The following is a 24031-nucleotide window of genomic DNA, read 5'->3' as shown; positions in this document are numbered from 1 at the left end:
GTGTCTGCAGGTGGCCCACCAGCCGCTCGATCGTGGACTCGTCGAAGAGGTCGGTGCTGTACTCCACGACTCCGAACAGGGTGCGGGCGCCTTCGCGGAAGGTGAGGGTGAGGTCAAACTTCGAGGTCGTGACGCAGAGCGGCAGCGCTCCACGGTCGAGGTCGGTGAACTCGTGCTCCATCGCCTCGGCCGCCGCTCCGATGAAGTTGAACAGGATCTGGAACAGCGGCGTCCGGGACAGGTCCCGTTCGGGATGCAACTGCTCCACCAACTGTTCGAACGGCATGTCCTGGTGGGCGAAGGCGCCCAGGGCGGTCTCCCGTACGCGTCCGAGTACCTCGACGAATGACGGGTCGCCTGCCAGGTCGGTGCGCAGCACGAGGGTGTTGACGAAGAACCCGATGAGATCCTGGGTCTCGGGACGGCCCCGGTTCGAGATCGGCGATCCGACCGCCACGTCGTCGCGACCCGTGTACCGGCTCAGTAACACGTTGAATGCCGCGAGCAGCACCATGAACATGGTCGCGCCGTGCCGCTGCCCGATCGCCCGCAAACCGGCGACGACCTCTTCGTCGACGGTGAACGACAGGGCGGCCCCGGCGCCACTGCGAGTTGCCGGGCGGGGTCGGTCGGCCGGCAGCTCGAGCACCGGTACCCCGCTCAACCGGTCGCCCCAGTAGTCGAGTTGACGTTCCAACGCCGGCCCCTGCAGCCGGCCCCGCTGCCATACGGCGTAGTCGGCGTACTGGACGTGGAGCGGCGCCAGCGGCACCGGCTGGTCGTCGCGCAGGGCGGTGTAGGCCACCGCCAGTTCGTGGCGCAGGATGCCGGTCGACCACTCGTCGCAGATGATGTGATGCATCGCCACGACCAGCACATGATCCTCGGGGCCGAGCCGGAGCAACCGCGATCGCAGCAACGGCCCGCGCGCGAGGTCGAACGGCCGGGTGGTCTCCTCCTCGACGACGCGTTGGGTGGCGGCGAGCCCGTCCTCCACGGTTCCCGACGACAGGTCGAGGACCGGCAGGGAGACCGGCTCGGGTGCCGCGATCTCCTGCCGCGGCACCCCGTCGACCGCTACGAACGTGGTGCGCAGGATCTCGTGCCGGGCCACGACCAGGCTGACCGCACGCTCCAGTACGGGAATGTCGAGCTGGCCCAGCAGCCGGGCGGTGAGTTGGGTGTTGTACTCGGTACTCGCCGGGTCGAGCTGGTGGAGGAACCACAACCGCTGCTGGCCGAACGACAGCGGCAGGTCTCCGTCGCGGGGCACGGGGGCGACCGGTGCGACGTGGCCATGATGCTCGGCGGCATCGACCGCAGCCGCCAGCCCCGCCACCGTGGGCGTCTCGAACAACGTGGCGAGGGGAAGGTCCATCCCGAACGCCACGCCGGCGCGGGCAACCACCTGCGCGGCGAGCAGCGAGTGTCCCCCGAGTTCGAAGAAGTCGTCGTCGGCGCCGACCCGGTCGAGGCCGAACAGGCCGGCCCACACGTCGGCCATCCGCACCTCGGTCGGCGTTCTCGGCGCCACGTACGAACCGCCGAGTTCCGGCCGGACGCTCTCCGGATCCGGCAACGCCTGCTGGTTGACCTTTCCGCTGCTGGTCAGGGGCATCGCGTCGATCGGCACGTACGCCGAGGGCAGCATGTAGTCGGGCAGTCGGTCGGCGAGGTGCCCGCGGAGTTCGTCGACGGTCGGCATCACGGTGGTGCCGTCGGCGTGCGGTGCCGGGTGGATGGTGACGATCCAGGCAACCAGCCGTGGCCGGCCCTGCGGGTCGGGTCGCTGGCCGACGACGGCCTGGCCGACCCTGGGGTGGGTGCGCAGGGCGGCCTCGATCTCGGCCGGCTCCACCCGGTAGCCGCGCACCTTGAGCTGGTCGTCCAGCCGGCCGAGGAAGTCCAGCTGGCCGTCGGCCCGCCAGCGCACCCGATCACCGGTGCGGTACAGCCGCGAGCCGTCCGCCGCGAAGCGGTCGGCGACGAACCGTTGTGCGGTCAGGTCGGGTCGGCCGACATAGCCGCGGGCCACCCCGGCGCCCCCGACGTACAGTTCGCCGGCGACGCCGATCGGTACGGGCCGCAGGTTCGTGTCGAGCACGTAGCAGGTGGCGTTGCCGATCGGCCGGCCGATCGGCGGGGGTGCCGGATCGTCGCCGGGCCGGCATTCGGCCGCGGTGGCGCACACCGTGGTTTCCGTGGGCCCGTACGCGTTGAGCAGCCTGCGGCCGGAGGCCCATCCGGCGGCCACGTCGGCCGGCAGCCGCTCGCCGGCCGCCACCACCGTGGCGACGCCGCCGAAGCGGGCGGGTTCGGCGATCTGCAGCAGTGCCGGGGGCAGCGTCGCGATGCTCACCCCGTGCCGGGTGATCTCAGCGGCGAGCTGGGTCGGGGCCTGTCTGGCGGCGTCGCTGGCGACCACGAGGCCTGCGCCGGCTGTCAGCGCCATGACGGCTTCCCAGATCCAGGCGTCGAACCCCGCTGGTGCGAACTGGAGGACGCGGTCGGAGGGAACCGTGCCGAACAGGGTCTGCTGCGCGTCCACCAGGTTCGCAAGTGATCCGTGCGTGACCCCGACGCCCTTCGGCATCCCGGTCGAGCCGGACGTGTAGATGAGGTACGCGAGCTGCTCGGGGGCCACCCGCCCGGGCACCGGTGAGGTGGGGGCCACCTCGATCGCCCGTGCCTCGTCGGCGTCATCGAGGCAGACGACCACAGGCAGATCGGCCGGTAGCTGGTCGGCGCCGCGCTCATGGGCGACGGCGACGCGGGCCTTCGCGTCGTCGAGCATCCGCGCCAGTCGGTCGAGCGGCTCACTCGGATCCAGCGGTAGGTAGACCGCACCCGCCTTGAGGGTGGCGAGGAACGCGACCACCAGGTCGAGCCCGCGGTCGAGGCAGACGCCGACGACCGTCTCCGGTCCCACACCGAGTACGCGGAGGCGGCGGGCGAGTTGGTTGGCGCGGGCGTCCAGCGCCGCGTAGCTGAGCTGGCCGTCGGGGGCGATCACCGCCACGGCCTGCGGGGTCCGGCTCGCCCACGCCGCCACCCGATCCGTCACGAACCGTGCCTGAGCGCCGCCCGCGCCGGCCAGATCGATCAGCGCCCGTTCCTGCTCCTCGCTGACCAGCGGCAGGTCGGACAGCCGTCGTTGCGGATCCTGGGTCGCCGCGGTCAGTAGATGTACGAGGTGGTCGGCGAAGCGCGTCATCGTGGCCGGATCGAACAGGTCGGTGCCGTACTTGAGCACACCGGTGAGCTCGTGCTCGTCCTCGGAGACGGTCAGGTGGAGATCGAACTCCGAGGGCGTACACGGAACCGGGAAGCCACTGAGTTCGAGGTCGGCCAGGCGCAGCCGGCGTCGTTGCTCCGGAGCGCGCTCCATGTAGAAGATCACCTGCAACAGGGGGCTGCGTCCCTGGGCACGCAGCGGCTGCAGTTCCTCGACGAGCTGCTCGAACGGCAGGTCCTGGTGGGCGAAGGCGCCGAGCGCCACCTCCCGCACGCGGTGGAGCAGTTCGGCGAAGGTGGGGTCGCCGGACAGGTCGGTGCGCAGCACGAGGGTGTTGACGAAGAAGCCGACGACGTCCTCGAGCTCGGTCCGGGTCCGGTCGGCGACCGGCGTGCCGACGCTGACGTCATCTTGTCCGGCGTAGCGGCCAAGGAGGGTCTGGAACGCCGCCAGCATCGTCATGAACGTCGTCACGCCCTGCCGGCGGCTCAACGCGCGCACCGCGTCGACCACCGGGGGCGGCACGACGAAGAAGGTGGTGGCCATGTCGACGCTGCGCACCGGGGGTCGGGGCCGGTCGGTGGGCAGCTCCAGTGTCGGCGCGCCGCCCAGTTGCCTGCGCCAGTACGCGAGCTGTTCCGCCAGCACGGCCTCCTGGAGCCAGTCGCGCTGCCAGACGGCGAAGTCGGCGAACTGCACCGGTAGTGGGGGCAGCGGTGACGGGTGGCCCTGCCGGAATGCCTCGTACAGGTCTGACAGTTCGCCCAGGATCAGTCCGAGGGACCACTCGTCGATGATGATGTGGTGGATGACCATGGTGAGCACGTGGTCGTCGGGTTGGAGGCGGAGCAGCGCGGCCCGGAACAGCGGGCCGACAGTGAGGTCGAAGGGCCGGATGGTGTCGTCGGCGACCAGCCGCTCGGCGTCGCGCCAGGCCTGCTGCGGCGGCAGCGTGGACAGGTCGGTGAGCGGTAGTGGAACCGGCCGCGGTGGCCGGATGTCCTGGCGGGGTACGCCGGCGACCGCCTGGAAGGTGGTGCGCAACGCCTCGTGACGGATGGCGATCTCGGTCAATGCACGTCGCAGAGCGGTGAGATCGAGCGGGCCACGCAGCCGGATCGCCATCGGCACGTTGTACTCCGGGCTGCCCGGGTCGAACTGGTCGAGAAACCACAGCCGCTGCTGGGCGAACGACAGCGGCAGCGGCCGGTCCCGGCCGGCGGGCACCAGCGGCGGTGCGAGCCGCTGGCGGCTGGCCGCGTCGATGGTGCCGGCGAGCTCGTTCAGGACGGGCGTCTCGAACAGCGCCGCCAGCGGCAGCTCCACCTCGAACGTCGTCCGCACCCGCGAAACGACCTGGGTGGCGAGGATCGAGTGCCCGCCGAGGTCGAAGAAGTTGTCGCCGGCGCCCACCCGATCGACGCCGAGGAGACCGGCCCAGATCTCCGCCAGCACCTCTTCGGTCGGCGTGCGTGGCTCGACGTAGTCGGTACCGAGGTTGGGGCGCACCGGATCGGGTTCCGGCAGAGCCCGGCGATCCACCTTGCCGCTGGTGGTCAGCGGCAGGCTGTCCAGGAACACGTAGTGCGCCGGGCGCATGTGTTCGGGGAGGCGCTGGCTGACGTGCTCGCGCAGCGCCGGGCCGAGCCGCCGCAGCCGCTGGTCGCGAAGACGGGCGCCCAGGGGGTTGTTGGTGTACCGGTCGGCGGAGCCCGGTTCGGGAGCCGGGAAGCGGGCTGGTGCCCGACTGGCTGTCGCCGGCGCCAGGACCACGTCGTATCTGCCGTCTTCATGAGCCGATGCCCAGCTCAGCTCGGCATGGTATCCGTGCGCGCCGGCCAGCCGAACCAGTTCGGCCGGGTCGATACCGTCGCCTCTGTCGGCGGACAGTTCCGCACGCAGGTTCCCGGCCGACGACAACGCTGGCGCGGAGTCGATCAGTTCGTGGCTGGCCAGCGCCTCGATCAGCCGGGCATTCGGGACCCGTCGCAGACCCAGGACCGGGCGCGCGGGGTCGGCGAGGAGAGCGCGCAGTGCGGCGACGTCGAGAGCGCGTGCCGGCCAGTCCAGCCACTGCGGTACCTGTGGTGGGTCGTCCAGCCAGGCGTGCGTGTGGACGATGACGTCGTACCGGAAGAGCGTCATCTCGTTGCCGGATCCGCCGAGCTTGGGCAGTACCTGCACGTGGGCGCCGGCGAATGCGTCGCCGAGTTCGGCGAACAACCGCGGGTCGATCGCGAGTTCGCTGTCACGCTGCACGCGGCGGGCGAGCAGCGACCGGAGCCGGCTCACCCTGGTCGCCTCGTCCGCGCGCGCCAGTTCGAGCCAGGCGTGCTGCGTCCGCAGCAGCACCAGGTTGCGGACGTCGCCGATGAACAGATGGCCACCGGGCCGTAGCAGCCGGGCCGCCCCGGCGAGCACTTCGTCGAGGTAGTCGCGGTCCGGGAAGTACTGCACCACCGAGTTGAGAATCACCAGGTCGAAGTCGCCCGGCTCGAAGCCGGTGAAGTCGCTGGCCTCCCGGGCCACCGTCGTGACATGCGACAGGTCCCGGCGGGCCAGCTCGGCACGGAGCCGGTCGAGCACGGTGCCGGCGAGATCCGTTGCCACGTACCGCTCGCAACCGGGAGCGATCCGCCACAGCAGCAGGCCCGTGCCGCAGCCGATCTCCAGCACCCGACGGGGCGACAGGGCCACGATGCGGTCAACGGCGCCGTCGACCCACTCCCGCATCTCGTCGGCGGGGATCGGCTGCCCGGTGCGGCTGCTGACCCAGCCCCCGGTATCGAACTCCGGGTCGTCGCCGGGCGCATGGCCGGCGGTCTCCCAGACCGCCCGCCACGCGGCAACCTGCTCGCGCGCCAGCAGGCGGGCCGCCGTACGGTCCGGTATGGACGCGTCGGTGGCCAGCAGCCACGCCACCAGCCGGGCGTTACCCTGGCTGTCCGGCCGCAACCCGACAACCGCCTGCCGAACCTGCGGATGGGCGGCGAGGACGGCCTCCACCTCACCCGGTTCGATCCGGAAGCCCCGAACCTTGACCTGGTCGTCGATCCGCCCGAGGTACTCCAGCCTGCCGTCGGGACGCCACCGAGCGCGGTCTCCGGTGCGGTACAGCCGGGACCCGTCCGCGGCGAACGGATCGGCGACGAACCGCCGTGCGGTCTGCGCCGGGTCGTCGAGGTAACCCCGGGTCACTCCGACGCCACCCACGCACAGCTCGCCCGGCACGCCGATGGGCGCGGGGTTAACGTCACGGTCGAGGACGAACGCGGTGAGGTTGGCGATCGGGGAGCCGATGTCGACCAGATCGTCCCCGCCGTCACATCGTGCCGCGGTCACCTCGATCGACGCCTCGGTCGGACCGTAGAGGTTGTGCAGTTCAACGCCCAACCGGCTGTGGCAGTCGCGAACGAGATCGGCCGGCAGGGCCTCTCCGCTGCACACGATCAGCCGCAGGCTGGCGCATCCGGCGACGTCGGCCCCATCGAGGAAGGCACGCAGCATCGACGGGACGAACTGGGCCACCGTCACCCGCTCCCGCGCGATCAGCTCGGCGAGGTAGACCGGATCCCGATGTCCGCCCGGACGGGCGAGCACCACCCGGGCGCCCACCACCAACGGCCCCAGCAGCTCCCACAACGACACGTCGAATGTCACGGGTGTCTTGTGCAGGAACCGGTCGCCTGCCTCCAGCCGCTGTGCGCCGCGCGCCCACCACAGCCGGTTGGCCAGACCGGCGTGATGACCCACGACGCCCTTCGGCCGGCCGGTCGATCCGGAGGTGAAGAACAGATACGCCGCGCTGTGCGGCTCTACTCTGCGGCCCGGCACACGGTCGGACAGCCCGGCGATCACCGCGGCCTCCGCGGCGTCGTCCAGGCACAGACAGCCGATGTCGGACGGAAGGCGCGCTCGAAGCCGCCGGTGCGTCAGCGCCACCACCGGACGCGCCTGCTCCATCAGCATCGACAACCGCTCCGGCGGCTCGTCGGGGTCCAGTGGGCAGTACACGGCCCCGGCCTTGAACACCGCGAGGAGGCAGACCAGCAGGTCCAGCCCGCGCTCGACGCAGACCGCCACCGCCGTCTCCGGCCCCGCTCCGCGCTGGATAAGCCGCCGAGCCAACCGGTTGGCGCGCCGGTCGAGTTCGGCGTATGTCAGCCGGCCGTCGTCCGCGACCACGGCGACGGCGTCCGGAGTTGCCGTGGCCTTCGCACTGACGAGTTCGTGTACCGCCGCACCGGGCCGCTCGGCACCCGTCCGGTTCCACTCCACCAGCACACGGTGGCGCTCCGCCTCGGGCAGCATCGGTAGCTGGCGGATGTGCCGGTCGGGATCGGCCGCGATCTCGGTGAGCAACCGGACCAGATGCGCGACCATCCGCTGGATCCGGGAACAGTCGAACAGGTCGGTGCTGTACTCGATCTCGCCGCCGAACGTGCCGCCGTGCTCGGTCATCGCCAGTCGCAGGTCGAACAGGGCGGTGTCCGCCGGCACCGGAAACCGCTCGGTCGACAGCACGGGACGGTCCCGGTCGGGTGCGGGTCCGTTTCCTTCCGCCTTCTCCGACGCGGTGTGCAGGGTGAACATCACCTGGAAGAGCGGGTCGCGGCTGAGATCGCGATCCGGTTCGAGGTCTTCCACGAGCCGGTCGAACGGCAGGTCCTGGTGCGCGTAGGCGTCGAGCGCGACGCGCCGCACCCGCTGCAGCAGTTCGGCGAAGGTCGGGTTGCCCGTCAGGTCCGTCCGCAGCACCAGGGTGTTGGCGAAGAAGCCGATCAGCGGTTCGAGTTCCGGCCGGGTGCGGTTGGCGATCGGGGTGCCGACCGCGATGTCGTCGTGGTCGGCGTGGCGGGCCAGTAGCACCTGGAACGCGGCGAGCAGCGTCATGAACATGCTCACGCCATGGCGTCGGCCAACAGACCGGAGCCCGTGCGCCACGTCCGGCGGCAGTACGAATCCCACGGTGGCGCCGGCCGAACTGAGCACGGCCGGGCGGGCCCGGTCGGTCGGGAGTTCCAGCGCTGCCGCGCCGGTGAGCTGCCGCCTCCAGTAGGTGAGCAGCCGATCGAGTTCCGCACCACGCAGCCGGCTTCGCTGCCACACCGCGAAGTCGGCGTACTGGACCGGCAACGGCGGCAAGGGGCTGGGGCGGGCTTGACGGAACGCGTCGTAGATGACGGACAGCTCGCCGTGCAGAATGCCTACCGACCACTCGTCGCTGACGATGTGGTGGGTGGTCAACGCGAACACGTGGGTGTCGGGGTCGAGATGGATCAGCCGGGCCCGCAGCACCGGTCCTGTTGTCAGGTCGAACGGTTGCGCCGCGTCGGCACCGACCACGCGCTGCGCTTCGGCCAACACCCGGTCGGCGGGCAGCCCGGACAGGTCGGTGACCGACAGCGGCACCGGTGCGGGCGGGTTCACGACCTGGTGCGGAATGCCGCCCGGTGCGGTGAAGGTCGTCCGCAGGACGGCGTGGCGGGCCACGGTCTCGGTCAGGGCGTCGCGCAACGCGGCCTCGTCGACGGTTCCGGTCAGCCGGAGTGCGGCGGCCGAGTTGTACCTAGCACTGTGCGGTTCAAGCTGGTGGAGCAGCCACATCCGTTGCTGCGCGAACGACAGGGGAAGCGGGCCCGTGTGGTCGTGCGGGCGGATGGGGTCGTCGTCGGCTCGGGCCTGTCGGAGGAACTCGACGATCTCCTCCCGGCGCGCCGCGACTTCGGCCCGCAGTTCGTCGCTCAGCGCTCCCCGTGGTGCGCTGAAACGTGGGCGGCCGTTGTCGAGGCGGACCACGACGCCCAGGGCGCGCAGTCGGGACAGGAGTTCGGCGGTGGTCCTCACAGAGCTATCTCCTCCCGGTCTGGGCCGTCGGTCTCCGACGTGCCGGGGTCCACGTCCGCCGCCCACACGAGGGTGTCGACGGCGTCAGCGAGGCGTCCGAGGGTGGGGTTGTCGAACAGCGTGGCGAGGCTGGGTTCCACGCCGAATCCGGTACGGATCCGCCAGATCACCTGGGTCGCCAGCAGCGAATGGCCGCCCAGATCGAAGAAGTCGTCGTCGACGCCGACCCGCTCGGCGCCCAGCAGCTCGCGCCAGATACCGGCCAGGGCGTGTTCGGTCGGGGTGGTCGGCGGCACGAACCGCACAGCGGTGGCCAGGGCGCTGCCGCGCGTGCCGACGAGCGCCCGCCGGTCGAGCTTGCCGGCGGCGGTCCGTGGCAGCTCCGTCACGGTGGCGAATCGGGCCGGCACGAAGGCGTCCGGCAGCCGTGCGGTCAGGAACCGGCGCAGGTCGCCGGCCGGCGGCACGTCCGACCCGTCGTGCGGAACCAGGTACGCGACGAGCTGAGGCTCGGCCGCGTCACGGTCGAGGCACACCGCCGCCTCGGCGATCGCCGGATGCGTGGTGACGGCGGCCTCCACCTCGCCGGGCTCCACCCGGAACCCGCGTACCTTGACCTGAGCATCGAGGCGGCCGAGGAACTCCAGGGTCCCGTCTTCCCGCCAGCGCACGCGATCACCGGTCCGGTACAGCCGGTTGCCGTCGCCGGCGAACGGGTCGGCGATGAAGCGCTCGGCGGTCAGCTCGGGCCGGCCGAGGTATCCGCGGGCGACAGCCGGGCCGCCGACGAACAGCTCGCCGGGCACTCCGACCGGTACTGGTTGCAGTGCGGCGTCCACCACGTAGGCGCGGGCGTGTGGCAGTGGCGCACCGATCGGGACGCTGGCGCCGTCCGACCCGGCGGACACCGGCGCACGCCAGGCCGTGACCCCGACGGTGGTCTCCGTCGGGCCGTAGTGGTTGTACACCGCGCCGGCCGGCAGAAGCGCCGCCGCCGCGCGCACCAGTGTCAGTGGCGCGGGTTCGCCGCCGAGCACCAGCGCGCGTCGGGGCAGGAGCCGGGCAAGGTCGACGTTGCGGCTCAACGCGGCGAGATGCGACGGCACCAGTTTCAGGTAGTCCAGCGGGCCACGGGCCAGGTGGTCGGCGAGCTTCCCGGCGTCGGTCACCACGTCCGGCGTGAGCAGGTGAACCTCTCCCCCGGTGGTCAGTGCCGGGAACAGCATCGTGACGCCGAAGTCGACGCTCAGCGGCTGGGCCAACCCGTAGCGTGCCCCGGGTGCGAGCTCCAGCCTGTCGCGCACGGCGTCGACGTAGCCGGCGAGTCCGGCATGGGTCACGGCCACCGCCTTGGGCACACCGGTGGAGCCTGACGTGAACAACACGTACGCCAGCCCGAGCGCGCCGACTGTGGCCGGGGGTGGCGTGCCAGCGCGCGCCGCCACCGTCGCCGCGTCGTCCGGATCGTCGAGACACACGACCGCCCGGTTGCCTGCCGGCAGCAGATCCGTCAGGTCTTCCCGGGTGACGACCACCGCCGCCCCGGAGATCTTCAGCATTGCGGCCAGCCGGGACAGTGGCTCGCGAGGATCGAGAGTCAGATACGCGCCGCCCGCCTTGAGCACGGCGAGCACGCTCACCAGCAGATCGAGGCCCGGGTGCAGGCACAACGCGACCAGGACGTCCGGGCCGACGCCGTTCGCCCGCAGGTGGTGCGCGAGCCGGTTGGCCCGGCCCTCGAGCTCCGCATAGGTCGCCCGGGTGTCCGCGGTGACGACCGCGGTGTCGTGCGGGGTGCGCGCGGCCTGGTCCGAGAAACGCTCGTGGACCAGCTGCCCGGGCACCGGCGACGGGCCGGATCCGGCCCAGTCGTGCACCAGCAGGCGACGTTCGGCCGCGGTCAGCAGCGGCACGTCGGACAGCCGCCGGGCGGGGTCCGCGGCCACCGTAGTCAGCATCCGGACGACGTGGTGGGCGAACCGCTCCATCGTGGACCGGTCGAACAGTGCCGTGCTGTACTCCACCGCCCCGGACAGCACACCGCCGCCTTCGACGAAGCTGAGCCGCAGGTCGAACTTGGCGGTGCCGGCAGCCGGTGGCAGTTCGCACCAGTCCAGCCCGCTCGACTGCGTCTGTTCCACCGGCTCCGGTGCCGGTTCGTAGTTGAAGATCACCTGGAACAGCGGGGTGCGGCTGCGGTCGCGGTCGGGCTGCAGGCGCTCGACCAGCCGCTCGAACGGAAGATCCTGGTGGGCGTAGGCACCGAGGGCCACCTCGCGCACCCGGTGCAGCAGCTGTGTGAACGTCGGATCGCCGGACAGATCGGTGCGCAGGACCAGTGTGTTGACGAAGCAGCCGACGACGTCTTCGAGTTCCAGGCGGGTGCGTCCGGCGATCGGGGTGCCGACCGCGACGTCGGTCTGGCCGGCCCAGCGGGACAGCACCGCCTGGAAGGCCGCCAGCATGGTCATGAACGCGGTGACGCCCTCCCGGCGACTCAGCGCCCGCAGCCGTGCCGCGTCCTCGGCTCCGATGACGAAGCGCACCGTGTCGCCGTCCGGGCAACGCACGGCCGGCCGCGGTCGATCGGTGGGCAGTTCCAGCACCGGCACGCCGGCCAGCCGGTCGCACCAGTACCCGAGCTGGCGTCGCATCAGATCGTCGTCGGAGCGCTCGCGCTGCCAGATCGCGAAGTCGGCGTACTGGATCTCCAGCGGCGGCAGCGGTGAGGGACGGCCGGCGGAGAAGGCGGCGTAGAGCAGGGCGAGCTCACGCTCCACCGTGCGCACCGACCACTCGTCGCAGACGATGTGGTGCATCACGAGGGCGACAACGTGTTTCTGCGGACCGAGCCGAACCACCGCGGCCCGGAACAGCGGCCCCGCGTGCAGGCTGACCGGCCCGCTGATCTCGTCCGTCACCTGTTGGTGTGCACGCGCGGCCGCGTCGCTCTCGGGCAGGTGGCCGAGGTCGGTCATGTTCAGCGGCACGGGCTGCGGCGCCGCGATGACCTGTCGTGGCACGCCGAGCTCGTGGTCGAATCGGGTACGTAGCGTTTCGTGCCGAGCCACCAGCTCATCGAGCGCCCGTTCGAAGGCCGTCAGGTCGAACGGCCCGGACAGTTCGATGATCTTGGCGATGGTGTACTCCGTGCCACCGGGTTCGAGCTGGTCGAGCACCCACAGGCGCTGCTGCGCGAAGGACAGCGGGGCGGTGTCGTCGCGGAGCGCCGGGCGCACCGGCTGGTCGACGGCCTGCTCGCCGGTGGCGATCAACCCGGCGAGCGCGGCCACCGTCGGAGCTTCGAAGACCGTGCGCAGCGGGAGCTGCACTCCGAAGGCTGAGCGGATCCGCGACACGAGCTGGGTGGCCAGGAGGGAGTGTCCACCCAACTCGAAGAAGTTGGCTCCGGTCTCGACCCGGTCCAGCCCCAGCAGCGCCGCCCACAGGCCGGCCAGGGTCCGCTCGACCGATGTGCGCGGCGGCGCGCCGGCCGCCATCGTGTGCGGCCGTGGGGCCGTTTCACGGGCCAGTGCCGCGCGGTCGACCTTGCCGCTCGGGTTGGACGGGAGCCGGTCGTGAACGACGAAGGTCGCCGGCACCATGTAGTCCGGCAGGAGTCGGCCGAGGAACTCGCGGAGCACAACCGCATCCGGCGCGGCACCGCCGGCGCGCACGACCAGGTGACCGACAAGCAGCCGCTGCCCCGCGACGTCGGTGCGGTCGATGACCGTGGCGTCCGCGATGTCCGGATGCGCCATGAGCGCGACCTCGACCTCCGCCGGCTCCACCCGGAAACCGCGCACCTTGATCTGGTCGTCGAGCCGCCCCAGGTACTCCAGCCGCCCGTCCGGACGCCACCGGGCCCGGTCACCGGTGCGGTACATGCGCCCGCCGTCGCCACCGAACGGGTCGGCGATGAAGCGCCGTGCGGTCAGCGCGGGCTGTCCGGCGTACCCCCGTGCAACGCCGGCACCGGCGATGTGCAGCTCGCCGGGGACATTCACGGCGACCGGCCGGAGGAACTCGTCCAGCACGTACACGCGGGTGTTGGCTACCGGGCCGCCGATCGGCGCGGTGGCGGTTCGGACGCCGGCGGCCGGTAGACGTTGGACCGTGGACCAGATCGTGGACTCGGTCGGGCCGTAGAGGTTCCACGCCTCGCCGCAGCGGTCACTCAGTTCGCCGGCCAACGTCTGATCCAGCGCCTCGCCGCCGCACAGCGCGCGCAGGTCGGGCCGGCCCGGCCAGCCCGCCTCGACCAGCATCCGCCACGTGGCCGGCGTCGCCTGCATGACGGTGATCCCGTCGGCCAGACGCGCAACGAGCCGGGACGGGTCGTGCACCTCGTCCTCGTCGGCGAGGCGAACCACGGCACCGACGTACAGCGGAAGCAGCAACTCCAGGGCGGCGATGTCGAACGACGGCGTCGTCACCGACAGCAGGACGTCGTCGGCCGCCAGTCCCGGTACGGTGGCCATCGACGCCAGGAAGTTGCGCAGACTGCCATGCTCGACCTGCACGCCCTTCGGGGTACCGGTCGATCCGGACGTGTAGATCACGTAGGCGAGGTTCGCGGGCGACAGCCGGCCCGGCGGCGGCTGCGCCGGCAACGTCTCGAGACGGTTGTGCACCGCCGGCTCATCGAGGCAGATCGGGACCGGCCCCGGCGGCAGTCGGTCGCGGAACCGGTGCTCGGTGACGACCACGGCGGGTCGGGCGTCGCCGACGATCAGCCCGGTGCGGGCCGCCGGTTGGCGGGGGTCGAGCGGCAGGTACGCGCCGCCGGCCCGCAGCACCGCCACCATCCCGACCACGAGAGCCGTCGATCGTTCCAGGTACAGCCCTACGAGGGTCTCCGGACCGACGCCGAGCGTGCGCAGGTGGTGCGCGAGCTGGTTGGCCCGCCGGTCGAGATCGGCGTGGGTCAGCCGTCCGTCGACGGCTTCGACAGCGAGCCGGTCCGGCGTCCGGACTGCGGTTTCGGCGATCGCCTCGTGGACCAGGGCCGGGCGGGTGTCGGCCCGGGTGTCGTTCCACTCCCGCAGGACGCGGGTCCTCTCGTCGGGCAGCAATGTGGGCAGGCGGGACAGGCGCCGGGCCGGATCCGCGGCGACCTCGGCCAGCACCGCGGTCAGGTACCGGGCGAGACGCTCGACGGTGGGGGCGTCGAACAGCGCAGTGCTGTACTCCACGGTGCCCAGCAGCGCGTCGCGATGCTCGACCACGGTCAGCGTCAGGTCAAAGTTCGTGGTCACGCAGGGCACCGGGAACTCGCCGATGTCCACCGTGCCGAGCGGTGCCGGGTCGGCGCCGTCGGTGGCTTGCTCGAGGTTGAACAGCACCTGGAACAGCGGTGTGCGGCTCAGGTCCCGGTGCGGCGCCAGTTCCTCGACGAGCCGCTCGAACGGCAGGTCCTGATGGGCGAACGCGCCCAGCGCGACCCGACGCACGCGGGCCAGCAGGTCGTCGAACGTGGGATCGCCGGACAGGTCGGTGCGCAGCACCACGGTGTTCACGAAGAAGCCGACGAGACTCTCGGTCTCCGGCCGGACCCGACCGGCCAGCGGGGTGCCGACCGCGACGTCGTTCTGCCCCGCGTACCGGCCCAGGACGATTTGGAAGGCCGCCAGCAGCGTCATGAACAGAGTGGTGCCCTGGTCGCGGCTCAGCGTCCGCAGGCCGGTAAGAACGTGCCCATCGACGGTGAAGTGGACCGCGGCGCCGGCCGTGGAGCGGAACGCCGGACGCGGACGGTCGGTGGGCAGATCGAGGGCCGCGAGTTCGCCCAGCTGCGCCCGCCAGTAGGCAAGTTGGCGATCCAGTGCCTCACCGCGCAGCCATGCGCGCTGCCAGACGGCGAAGTCCACGTACTGCAGGGGCAGCGGGTCCAACGGTGCGGGCTCACCGCCGCTGAACGCCCGGTACAGCACGGAAAGTTCACGCTGGACGATGCCGGTTGACCATTCGTCGCACACGATGTGGTGCATGGTGACGGCGAGCAGGTGGTCGCCGTCGCCGTACCGCAGCAGCGCCGCGCGCAGCACGGGTCCGGCACCAAGGTCGAACGGCGCGGTCGTCTGGTCCATGACCCACTGGCGGGCGCTCACCTCGGCCGCCTCGCCGGCCAGGGCGGACAGGTCGGTCACCGGGAGCGGTACCGGCTCGGGTGCGCCGACGACCACGTACGGTGTGCCGTCGCGGTCGATGAACCTGGCCCGCAGCCCCTCGTGTCGCGTGAGAAGCTCGGACAGCGCCCGGCGCAGTGCCGCGATATCGAGCGGACCCCGCAGGCGGAGAACGCTCGGGACGTTGTATTCGGCGCTGCCCGGATCGAGCTGGTCGAGAACCCACAGCCGTTGCTGCGCGAACGAGAGCGGCATCAGCGGCTCGCGCGGGACGGGACGCAGCGGCGGCTCCGGTACACCGCCCCGTGCGGTTTCCACCGCCACGGCGAGATCGGCCAGCACCGGGCGTTCGAACAGCGCGGAGAAGGCAAGGTCGACCCCGAACGCGGCGCGCAACCGGGAGACCGCCTGCATCGCGAGCAGCGAGTGCCCGCCAAGGTCGAAGAAGTTGTCGTCGACGCCGACACGGGTGGTGCCCAGCAGCGAAGCCCAGATCTCAGCGAGGACCCGCTCCGCTGTGGTGCGCGGCGGCAGGTGCCCCGGCTCCGATTCCGGTGCCGGCGGCGCCTGCGCGGTCAGCGCGCGCCGGTCGACCTTGCCGTTCGGCGTCAGCGGCAACGCGTCCAGAACCTGGTAGCCGGCCGGGACCATGTATTCGGGAAGCCGCTTGGCGAGGAACGCGCGCAGGTCGGCATTGCGTGGCATCTGCGCACCGTCGGCCGGCACCAGCCAGGCAACCAGCCGTTCGTCGCCGACCGCGCCGCCGCACGCGGCGACCGCGGCCTGGGCCACCGCAGGATGGGTGAGGAGCACTGCCTGCACCTCGGCGGGCTCGATCCGGTGCCCCCGCAGACGCACCTGGTCGTCGGTTCGCCCGAGGAACTCCAGATTGCCGTCACCACGCCAGCGGACACGGTCACCGGTGCGGTACATCCTGGCGCCCCCGCCCGCGAACGGGTCCGGCACGAACCGTTGTGCCGTCAGGTCCGGCCGCCCGGTGTAGCCGCGCCCCACACCCGCGCCGCCGATGTACAACTCGCCCGGCACGCCGAGCGGAACGGGAGTGAGCCCGTCGTCGAGCACATAGGTGCTGGTGTTGGGCAGCGGACGCCCGATCGGCGCGACCTGGGTCGGGCCCAGCGTGTCCAGGTCGCCTTCCCACCAGGTGCTGTCCACCGTCGTCTCGGTGATTCCGAAGGCGGTCACGACGCGGGCCTGGTCCGGCAGGAACGGGACCAGCCGGGCCGCTGCGGCCCCGTACCACGGATCCGATGCCATGATCAGGAGGCGTAGCCGGCCCAGCCAGTCATGCGACTCGCCCAGCAGTGCGGCGAGTACCGCCGGGGACAGCTCGAGGGCGGAGACGGCCTCGTCCGTCAGCAGGCGGGCCAGTTCCGGGGGATCGGCCGCGAGTCCCTGGCGCCCGAGGATCAACGCTCCCCCGGTTCCCAGGGCCCGGACCCAGTCACCGGAGAAGACGTCGAACGACGGGCTCGCCAGCGACAGCCAGCGCCACGGCTCGTCGATGCGGTGCGCCTCGACCCAGCCGGCGAGAAGGTGACGCAGGTTGTGGTGGGACACCAGGGCGCCCTTGGGTGTTCCGGTCGATCCCGACGTGTAGACGACATACGCCAGGTTGGCCGGCTCCACGGAGCAGTGCGGCGGGTCCGCCGGCCACGCCGCGATGGCTGGATCGTCCAGGCGCACCACCGGCAGACCGGGCGGCAGTGTCTCGGCGGGCACGCCGTCGGCGACACAGACCATGGCGGCCGCCGCGTCGGTGAGCATGAACCGCAGCCGGGCGTGCGGATATGCCGGATCGAGGGGAAGGTACGCCCCGCCCGCCTTCAATACGCCCAGCAGACCGATCACCAGCGCCGGTTCCCGATCGGCGAGGACACCGACGACGATCTCCGGCCCGACGCCGAGCGACCGAAGATGCCAGGCGAGCCGGTTGGCCTGGCTCTCCAGCGCCGCGTACGTCCATCGTTCGCCCGACGCGACCAGTGCTGCGGCGTCAGGTCGGGCGCGCGCATGCCGGCTGACCACCTGGTCGACGCGGTCGGTGGGCACCGAACGCGCCGGACCGCGGAAGTGGGCGGACAGACGGTCGAGTTCGGCGCCGGTAAGCAGTGACATCCGGGACAACGGACGGTCGGCGTCGGCAACGATGTCCGTCAGCAGTTGAACGAAGTGGTCGGCGAACCGCTGCGCCGTCACACGGTCGAACAGGGCGGTGCTGTACTCTACGACGCCGTCCAATGGACCCCCGTGGTCGGCGACGGTGACGCTGATGTCGAACTGCGCCACCGCGAACTCGACCGGATAGCCGCACACCTCGCCAGGCCCGATGACCGGCGTGGCGGCCGCGGCGGTGTCGGCGGCGTAGGCGAACAGAACCGAGAACAGCGGCGTCCGGCTACGGTCACGGGTCGGCTGCAGCTCTTCGACCAGCCGCTCGAACGGTAGGTCCTGGTGGGCGAAGGCGGCGAGGACCACCCGGCGCACGCGGGTGAGCAGATCCGCGAACGTCGGGTCGCCGGACAGGTCGCTCCGCAGAACCAGCGTGTTGACGAAGAAGCCGATCAGGTTCTCGGTCTCCGGCCGGACCCGGCCGGAGACCGGTGCTCCGACGACGACGTCCGGTTGGCCGGTGTAGCGGGCCAGCAGCGCCTGGAAGGCGGCGAGCAGAGTGGTGAACATCGTCGTGTCGTGTCGGCGGCTCAACGTCCGCAACCGGCCGGACACGTCGCCGGGTACGGCGAAGTCGACGGTCGCGCCGGCCGCGCTGCGCACCGGTGGTCGGGGACGGTCGCCGGGCACCTCCAGCGCCGGCAGGTCGGCGAGCTGTCGACGCCAGTAGGCGAGCTGGCGGTCCAACTCGTCGCCGCGCAGCCAGGTGTGCTGCCACGCGGCGAAGTCGGCGTACTGCACCGGCAGCGGCGGCAGCGGCGAGGGCCGGCCCTCCTGGAACGCTGCGTAGACGGTGGACAGTTCGCGTTGCAGGATCCCCGTCGACCACTCGTCGCAGACGATGTGGTGCATGGTCAGGGCGAGGATGTGGTCGTCGGCGGCCAGGCGCAGCAATGTGGCCCGCAGGAGCCGGTCATGGGCCAGGTCGAAGGGTTGGGCCGCGTGTTCGGCGACAAGCTGGTTGGCGCGCGCGGTGGCCGCGTCCGGCGGAAGGTGCGACAGCTCGATCACCGGCAGCGGCGTCGGCGTCGGCGTGGCGATGACCTGTCGGGGTGACCCGTCCACCGTATGGAAGGAGGTGCTGAGGACCTCGTGCCGGGCGACGATCTCGTCGATAGACCGGCGCAGCGCGGTCACGTCGAGCGGACCGGTGAGCCGGATCGCCGCAGGCACGTTGTACTCGACGCTGTCCGGCTCCAACTGTGCCAGCAGCCACAGCCGCTGCTGCGAAAACGACAGCGGCGCGTCGCTGTCCCCGGAAGTTGAGCGGGCGAGCACCGGTGGGCCGGGCACCCGATGTCCGGCCTCGTCGAGCGCCTGGGCCAGCGCCCGTACCGTCGTCGCCTCGAACAGTGTCGACAGCGGCACCTCGACGCCGGTGGTCCGGGTCAGCCGCCAGGCGACCTGGGCGGCGAGCATCGAGTGTCCGCCGAGGTTGAAGAAGTCGTCGGTGGCGCCGACGCGCTCCATCCCGAGCAGGTCCGCCCAGATACCGGCCACGATCTTCTCGGTCGGTGTGGCGGTCGGCCGGCCGCCGGTCGGTTCCGCCGAGGGAACCGGCCGGGCGGCGAGCGCACGCCGGTCGACCTTGCCGTTGCGCGTCTGCGGCACCGCGTCGAGCGCGACGAACACCGACGGCACGAACGGGCCGGGCAACCGGTCGGCAAGGAAGTGGCGCAGCAGCGGCCCGTTTGCCGCCTCGGGGGTTCGGGTGACCACATAGGCGACGAGCCGGAGCTGCCCGGCCAGTGCCGGATCGGGCAACGCCAGGACGACCGCGTCGACGACGTCAGGGTGGCTGCGCAGCGCGGTCTCCACCTCGCCGGGCTCCACCCGGTGTCCGCGGACGTTGGCCTGGTCGTCGACCCGGCCCAGGAACTCCAGGGCACCGCCGGGGTGCCGGCGGACTCTGTCCCCCGTGCGGTACATGCGGCTACCGTCGCCGGCGACCGGGTCGGCGACGAAGCGCTCCGCGGTGATCACCGCCCGGCCGGTGTAGCCACGGGCGACCCCTGACCCGCCGACATACAATTCGCCCGGAACGCCGGTCGGCACGTGGCGCAACATACGGTCGAGTACGTAGCAGGCGGTGTACGGCAGCGCATGGCCGATCGGTACGACCCGGTCCGGCGCCAGATCCGCTGTGTTCGCGTGGAAGTACGTGCTGTCCACGCTGGTCTCGGTGAGGCCGAACGCGGCCAGGAGCCGTAGGTCGGGCCCGAGCAACCGCACGACGCGGTCGCGGTCGGCGCCGAGCCACCGGTCGGTCGCCACGACGAGCAGGCGCAGTGTCGGCAGCGCCGCCCCGGTGGCCTCGAGGTGATCGAGCAGGGCAACCAGGACGGCGGGGCTGCATTCGAGCGCGGTGACGTTGTGGACGTTGACCGTGTCGACCAGGTCCCGCGGGCTGAGGCCGAGTCGGATCGGGGCGATGATGAGCGTTCCGCCATTGGTCAGCGCGCGCAGCCAGTCGCCGGAGAACACATCGAACGCCACGCTCGCCGTGGTCAGCCAGGTGTCCGGACGGTCCGCATTCCGGTGCGCCTCCCGCCACGCCGCGGCGAGCTGCGCCAGGTTCCCGTGGGTCACCGCCACACCCTTCGGGCCGCCCGTCGACCCGGACGTGTAGATCACGTACGCCAGCGCTGCGCCGGTCGGCGGTGATCCGGTCGGTCCTGCTGGGGCATCCGCCCCAGACATGACGTCGTCGACGACCAGCGGCGCTGGGTGGGCGGGCAGTGCGCCGAGCCGTGCCCGCGTGGTCACGACCGCGATCGGCGCGGCATCGGCGAGGAGGGCCGCCACCCGGTCCGGTGGATCGTCCGGGTCCAAGGGCAGATACGCGCCACCGGCCTTCCACACCGCCTGGATCGCGACCGCCGCCTCGACCGTCCGATCGAGGCACAACGCGACCACGCTTTCGGCGCTGACGCCGAGAGTTCGCAACCGGCCCGCGAGCCGATCAGCGCGGCCGTCGAGCTCGCTGTACGAGAGCTGTTCGTCTCCCGCTACGACGGCGACGGCATCGGGTGTGCGCTCGGCCCAGCGCCGTACCTGTTCGTACACCGGCAGGTCGTCGACGAGGGGATGCAGACGGGTGGGCGACGGGTCCCCCGCCCCGTCGTCGGGTAGCGGTATCGCCGACAGCCTGGCGTCCGATGCGACAGCCACCGAGGCGAGGAGGGACTGAACATGGGCAGCGATCCGCTCGGCGGTCGCCCGCTCGAAGAGGTCCGTGCTGTACTCCAGGCCGCCCAGGAGCTGACCCTCTGACTCCCCCATGGCGAGGGTCAGATCGAAGAGGGTGGTTGTCTGTGGGACCGACAACGCGCACCCGCTCGTCCCGGAAAGTTGAGGTCCACTGCTGGCCGCCATGCTGGCCTGGAACGTGAACATGACCTGGAACAGCGGGCTGCGACCCGGGTCGCGCGCTGGCGCCACCTCGTCGACGAGCCGCTCGAACGGCACGTCCTGGTGGGCAAGGGCGCCGAGCACCACCTCACGCACCTGGCCCAGCAGCTCCTCGAACGTCGGGTCACCCGACAGGTCCGTGCGCAGCACCAGTGTGTTGGCGAACAAGCCGATCAGGTGCTGCGTCTCCGCCCGTTCCCGATTGGCGACCATCGTACCGACGGCGATGTCGTCGTTTCCGGTGTAGCGGGCGAGGACGACCTTGAAGGCCGCGAGCAGCACCATGAACATGGACGCGCCATGACGCCCGGCCAACGTTCGCAGCCGTGCCGTGGTGTCGGGTGGAACGTCGAAGTGGACGACGGCGCCGGCCGACGTGCGGCGTTGGGGCCGCCGGTCGGCCGGGAGGTCCAGTGTGGACAGATCCGCGAGATGCCGGCGCCAGTAGGCGAGATGGCTGTCCAGCACCTCGCCGCCCAGCCGATCGCGCTGCCACACGGTGAAGTCGGCGTACTGCACGGGAAGGGGCGGCAGTGGGGATGGCCGGCCGTCGCGGATCGCGGCGTAAAGCGCGGACAGCTCCGTGTTAAGAATTTCGAGGGACCATTCGTCGGCGACGACGTGATGAAGTGTCAGGGCCAGCATGTGGTCGTCGGCGGCCACACGCTGCAGCATGCCTCGTATCAGCGGGCCGTGGACGAGGTCGAAAGGCCGGTTGACGTCGGCCGCGATGAGCTGTTCGGCTCGGTGTACGGCGTCGTCCGGATCGGTATCCATCAGATCGGTCAGCGGGAGTGGCACCGGACCGGGCGGAGCGATCACCTGATGCGGTACGCCATTGCTGACCCCGAAGGTCGTTCGGAGGACCTCGTGCCGGTTCACGATCCCGGTAAGCGCCGCGCGCAGCGCGGCCACGTCGAGTCGACCGGTGAGCCGCATCGCGATCGGCGTGTTGTAGTCGGCCCGGTCCGGCTCGAGCACCGTCAGGAACCACAACCGCTGCTGCGCGAACGACAGCGGCAGCAAGCCGCCGCGGTCAACCGGCACCAACGGATGAGTCTGCGAGCGGCGTTCGGGGCGGATCTGTTTCAGGAATGCGGCGATCTCCTCGCGGCGCGCCGTCAGTTCCTCCCGCAGCGCGGGCGTCAGCACACCCTTCGGTGCCACGACGCGGGGGCGATCGCCGTCGCTCGACACCTCCACGCCGAGACGGCGGAGGTGGGCAAGGAACTCCGCAGTGGTCACAGCCGCATTTCCTCGTGCGCGTCGTCGACGATGGATGGGTTCTGCGTCGCCAGCACCGTGTCGATGGTGGCGGCGAGGCCGCCGAGGGTGGGTGCGTCGAAGACGGCTGCCACCGGCAGTTCGACGTCGAGCGCTTCGCTGACGCGGGTGATCAGCCGGATGGCGAGCAGTGAGTGGCCGCCGGTGGCGAAGAAGTCGCTGTCGACTCCGACGCTCTTCGGCTCGATGTCGAGCAGCTCCGCCCACATGGCGGCTAAAACCTGCTCAGTGGGTGTGGTGGGTCGGTCGCCGGGCTGGCCGGTGGCGGACAGGGGCTGATGGCCGGTGCGGGCCAGGGCTGTCCGGTCGATTTTGCCGTTGGGGGTCAGTGGGAGGTCGGTGACGGTGAGGTAGCGGCTGGGCAGCATGTGGGCGGGCAGACGAGCGGCCAGGTATTGGTGTAGGTCGGCCGCGGTGGGCGGGTTGTCGGTGGTGGGGAGGAGGTAGGCGGTGAGGGTGGCGTTGTCGTCTGGGTCGGTGGCGACGACGGCGTGGTTGACGTCGGGGTGGGTGGTGAGGGTGGTTTCGATTTCGGCGGGTTCGATGCGGTAGCCCCGGATCTTGATCTGGGTGTCGGCACGTCCGAGGTAGTACAGCTGGCCGTCATGCCAGTAGCCGCGGTCTCCGCTGCGGTACAGCCGTGACCCGTCTGCGGCGTAGGGGTCGGGCATGAACCGACGCGCGGTCGCCTCGGGCCGGCCCAGGTAGCCGCGGGCGACACCGGCCCCGCCGACGTACAGGTCCCCGACCACGCCCGGCGGGACGGGTTGCAGGCACTCGTCGAGCAGCCGGATGCGGACGCCGGGCAGCGGCCGCCCGATCGGCGACCCACCCCGACCTGTGCCACCACCAGCGGCGGTGGTGATCGTCGCGTGGGTGACATGCACCGTGGTTTCGGTGATCCCGTACATGTTGACCACCGCCGGGGCACCGTCGGCACCGACCCAGCCCGGCAATGAGGCCGGGTCCAACGCCTCCCCACCGAAGATCACCCAGCGCAGATCCGGGAGCAGCTGCGGCAGCGCCTCGGCCCCGTCGAGCATGCCGAACGCCGACGGCGTCTGACACCACACCTGGACGTGTTGCTCGGCAAGTGTGGCGAGGAGGTGGTCCGGCGAGCGGACCATCCACCGCGGCAACACCACCACCCGACCACCGCCGGCCAGGGCAGCCCACAACTCCCACACCGAAAAGTCGAAGGCGAGCGAGTGCGAACACGCCCACACCAACCCGGCCGGCACCAACTGCCCAGCCACCTGCAGGAGCCAATCCACCGACCCCCACGGCACCCCGACGGGTCGTGGCGTTCCGGTGGAGCCGGACGTGTAGATGATGTAGGCCAACCCGGCCCGGTTCACCGACACCGGTCGCCGGGCATCCCCCGACTGTGGCCACTGCTGCGGATCTTCGACCACCACGACCGGCACACCCCAGCCAGCGGCCCGGTCGGCAAGCTCGCGCGTGGTGACCGCGACCTGAACGTCAGCGTCGCCCGCGATCCAGGCCAGCCGCCCGTCGGGGAACTCCTCGTCCAACGGCACACAGACACCGCCGGCCCACCACACGCCCAACATCGCCACCACCACATCGACACCACGACCTACCAGGACTGCGACCCGGACCTCCGGCCCCACCCCCAACGTCCGCAGACGGCCCGCCAACGCCGCCACCCGGTCGCCGAGGCCGCCGAAGGTCAGCTCGGTGCCGGTCCCATCAACCGCCGCCACCCGACCAGGAGCCGCCGCAATCCAGCCCGACAACAACCCGACCAGCCCACCGGGGTCCCCGACCGGGGCAGGCAGCAGACGGCCGCCCTCACCCCAAGCCAGCGCCCGCTCCGCGGTGGCATCCGGCATCACCGGCAGCAACCCGATCAACGTCTCCGCGTCCACCGCTACCGCGCCGATCACGGCCCGCAGCGCGTCGTGTAGTT

General features: G+C 71.4%; 3 protein-coding genes. All 3 read right to left on the bottom strand.

Features of this window, described 5'->3' with window-relative positions:
* The coding region (locus Vau01_RS61750; RefSeq protein WP_204014595.1) for a non-ribosomal peptide synthetase at nt 1-9082 on the bottom strand (9082 nt) is incomplete at its 3' end.
* Nucleotides 9079-22059: a non-ribosomal peptide synthetase gene (locus Vau01_RS61745; protein WP_204014579.1), complete on the bottom strand. Its 12981-nt coding sequence runs from the start codon at nt 22057-22059 to the stop codon at nt 9079-9081. The genes Vau01_RS61745 and Vau01_RS61750, both read right to left, overlap by 4 nt.
* Nucleotides 22056-24031, bottom strand: a 1976-nt coding sequence (locus Vau01_RS61740) for a non-ribosomal peptide synthetase (protein WP_204014570.1), incomplete at its 5' end; no start/stop codon positions are given. The genes Vau01_RS61745 and Vau01_RS61740, both read right to left, overlap by 4 nt.

This window comes from Virgisporangium aurantiacum, assembly GCF_016863635.1.
Classification (GTDB): domain Bacteria; phylum Actinomycetota; class Actinomycetes; order Mycobacteriales; family Micromonosporaceae; genus Virgisporangium; species Virgisporangium aurantiacum.
The sequence above is the reverse complement of the archived record's forward strand: the minus strand, read 5'-3'. Positions and strand labels throughout refer to the sequence as shown.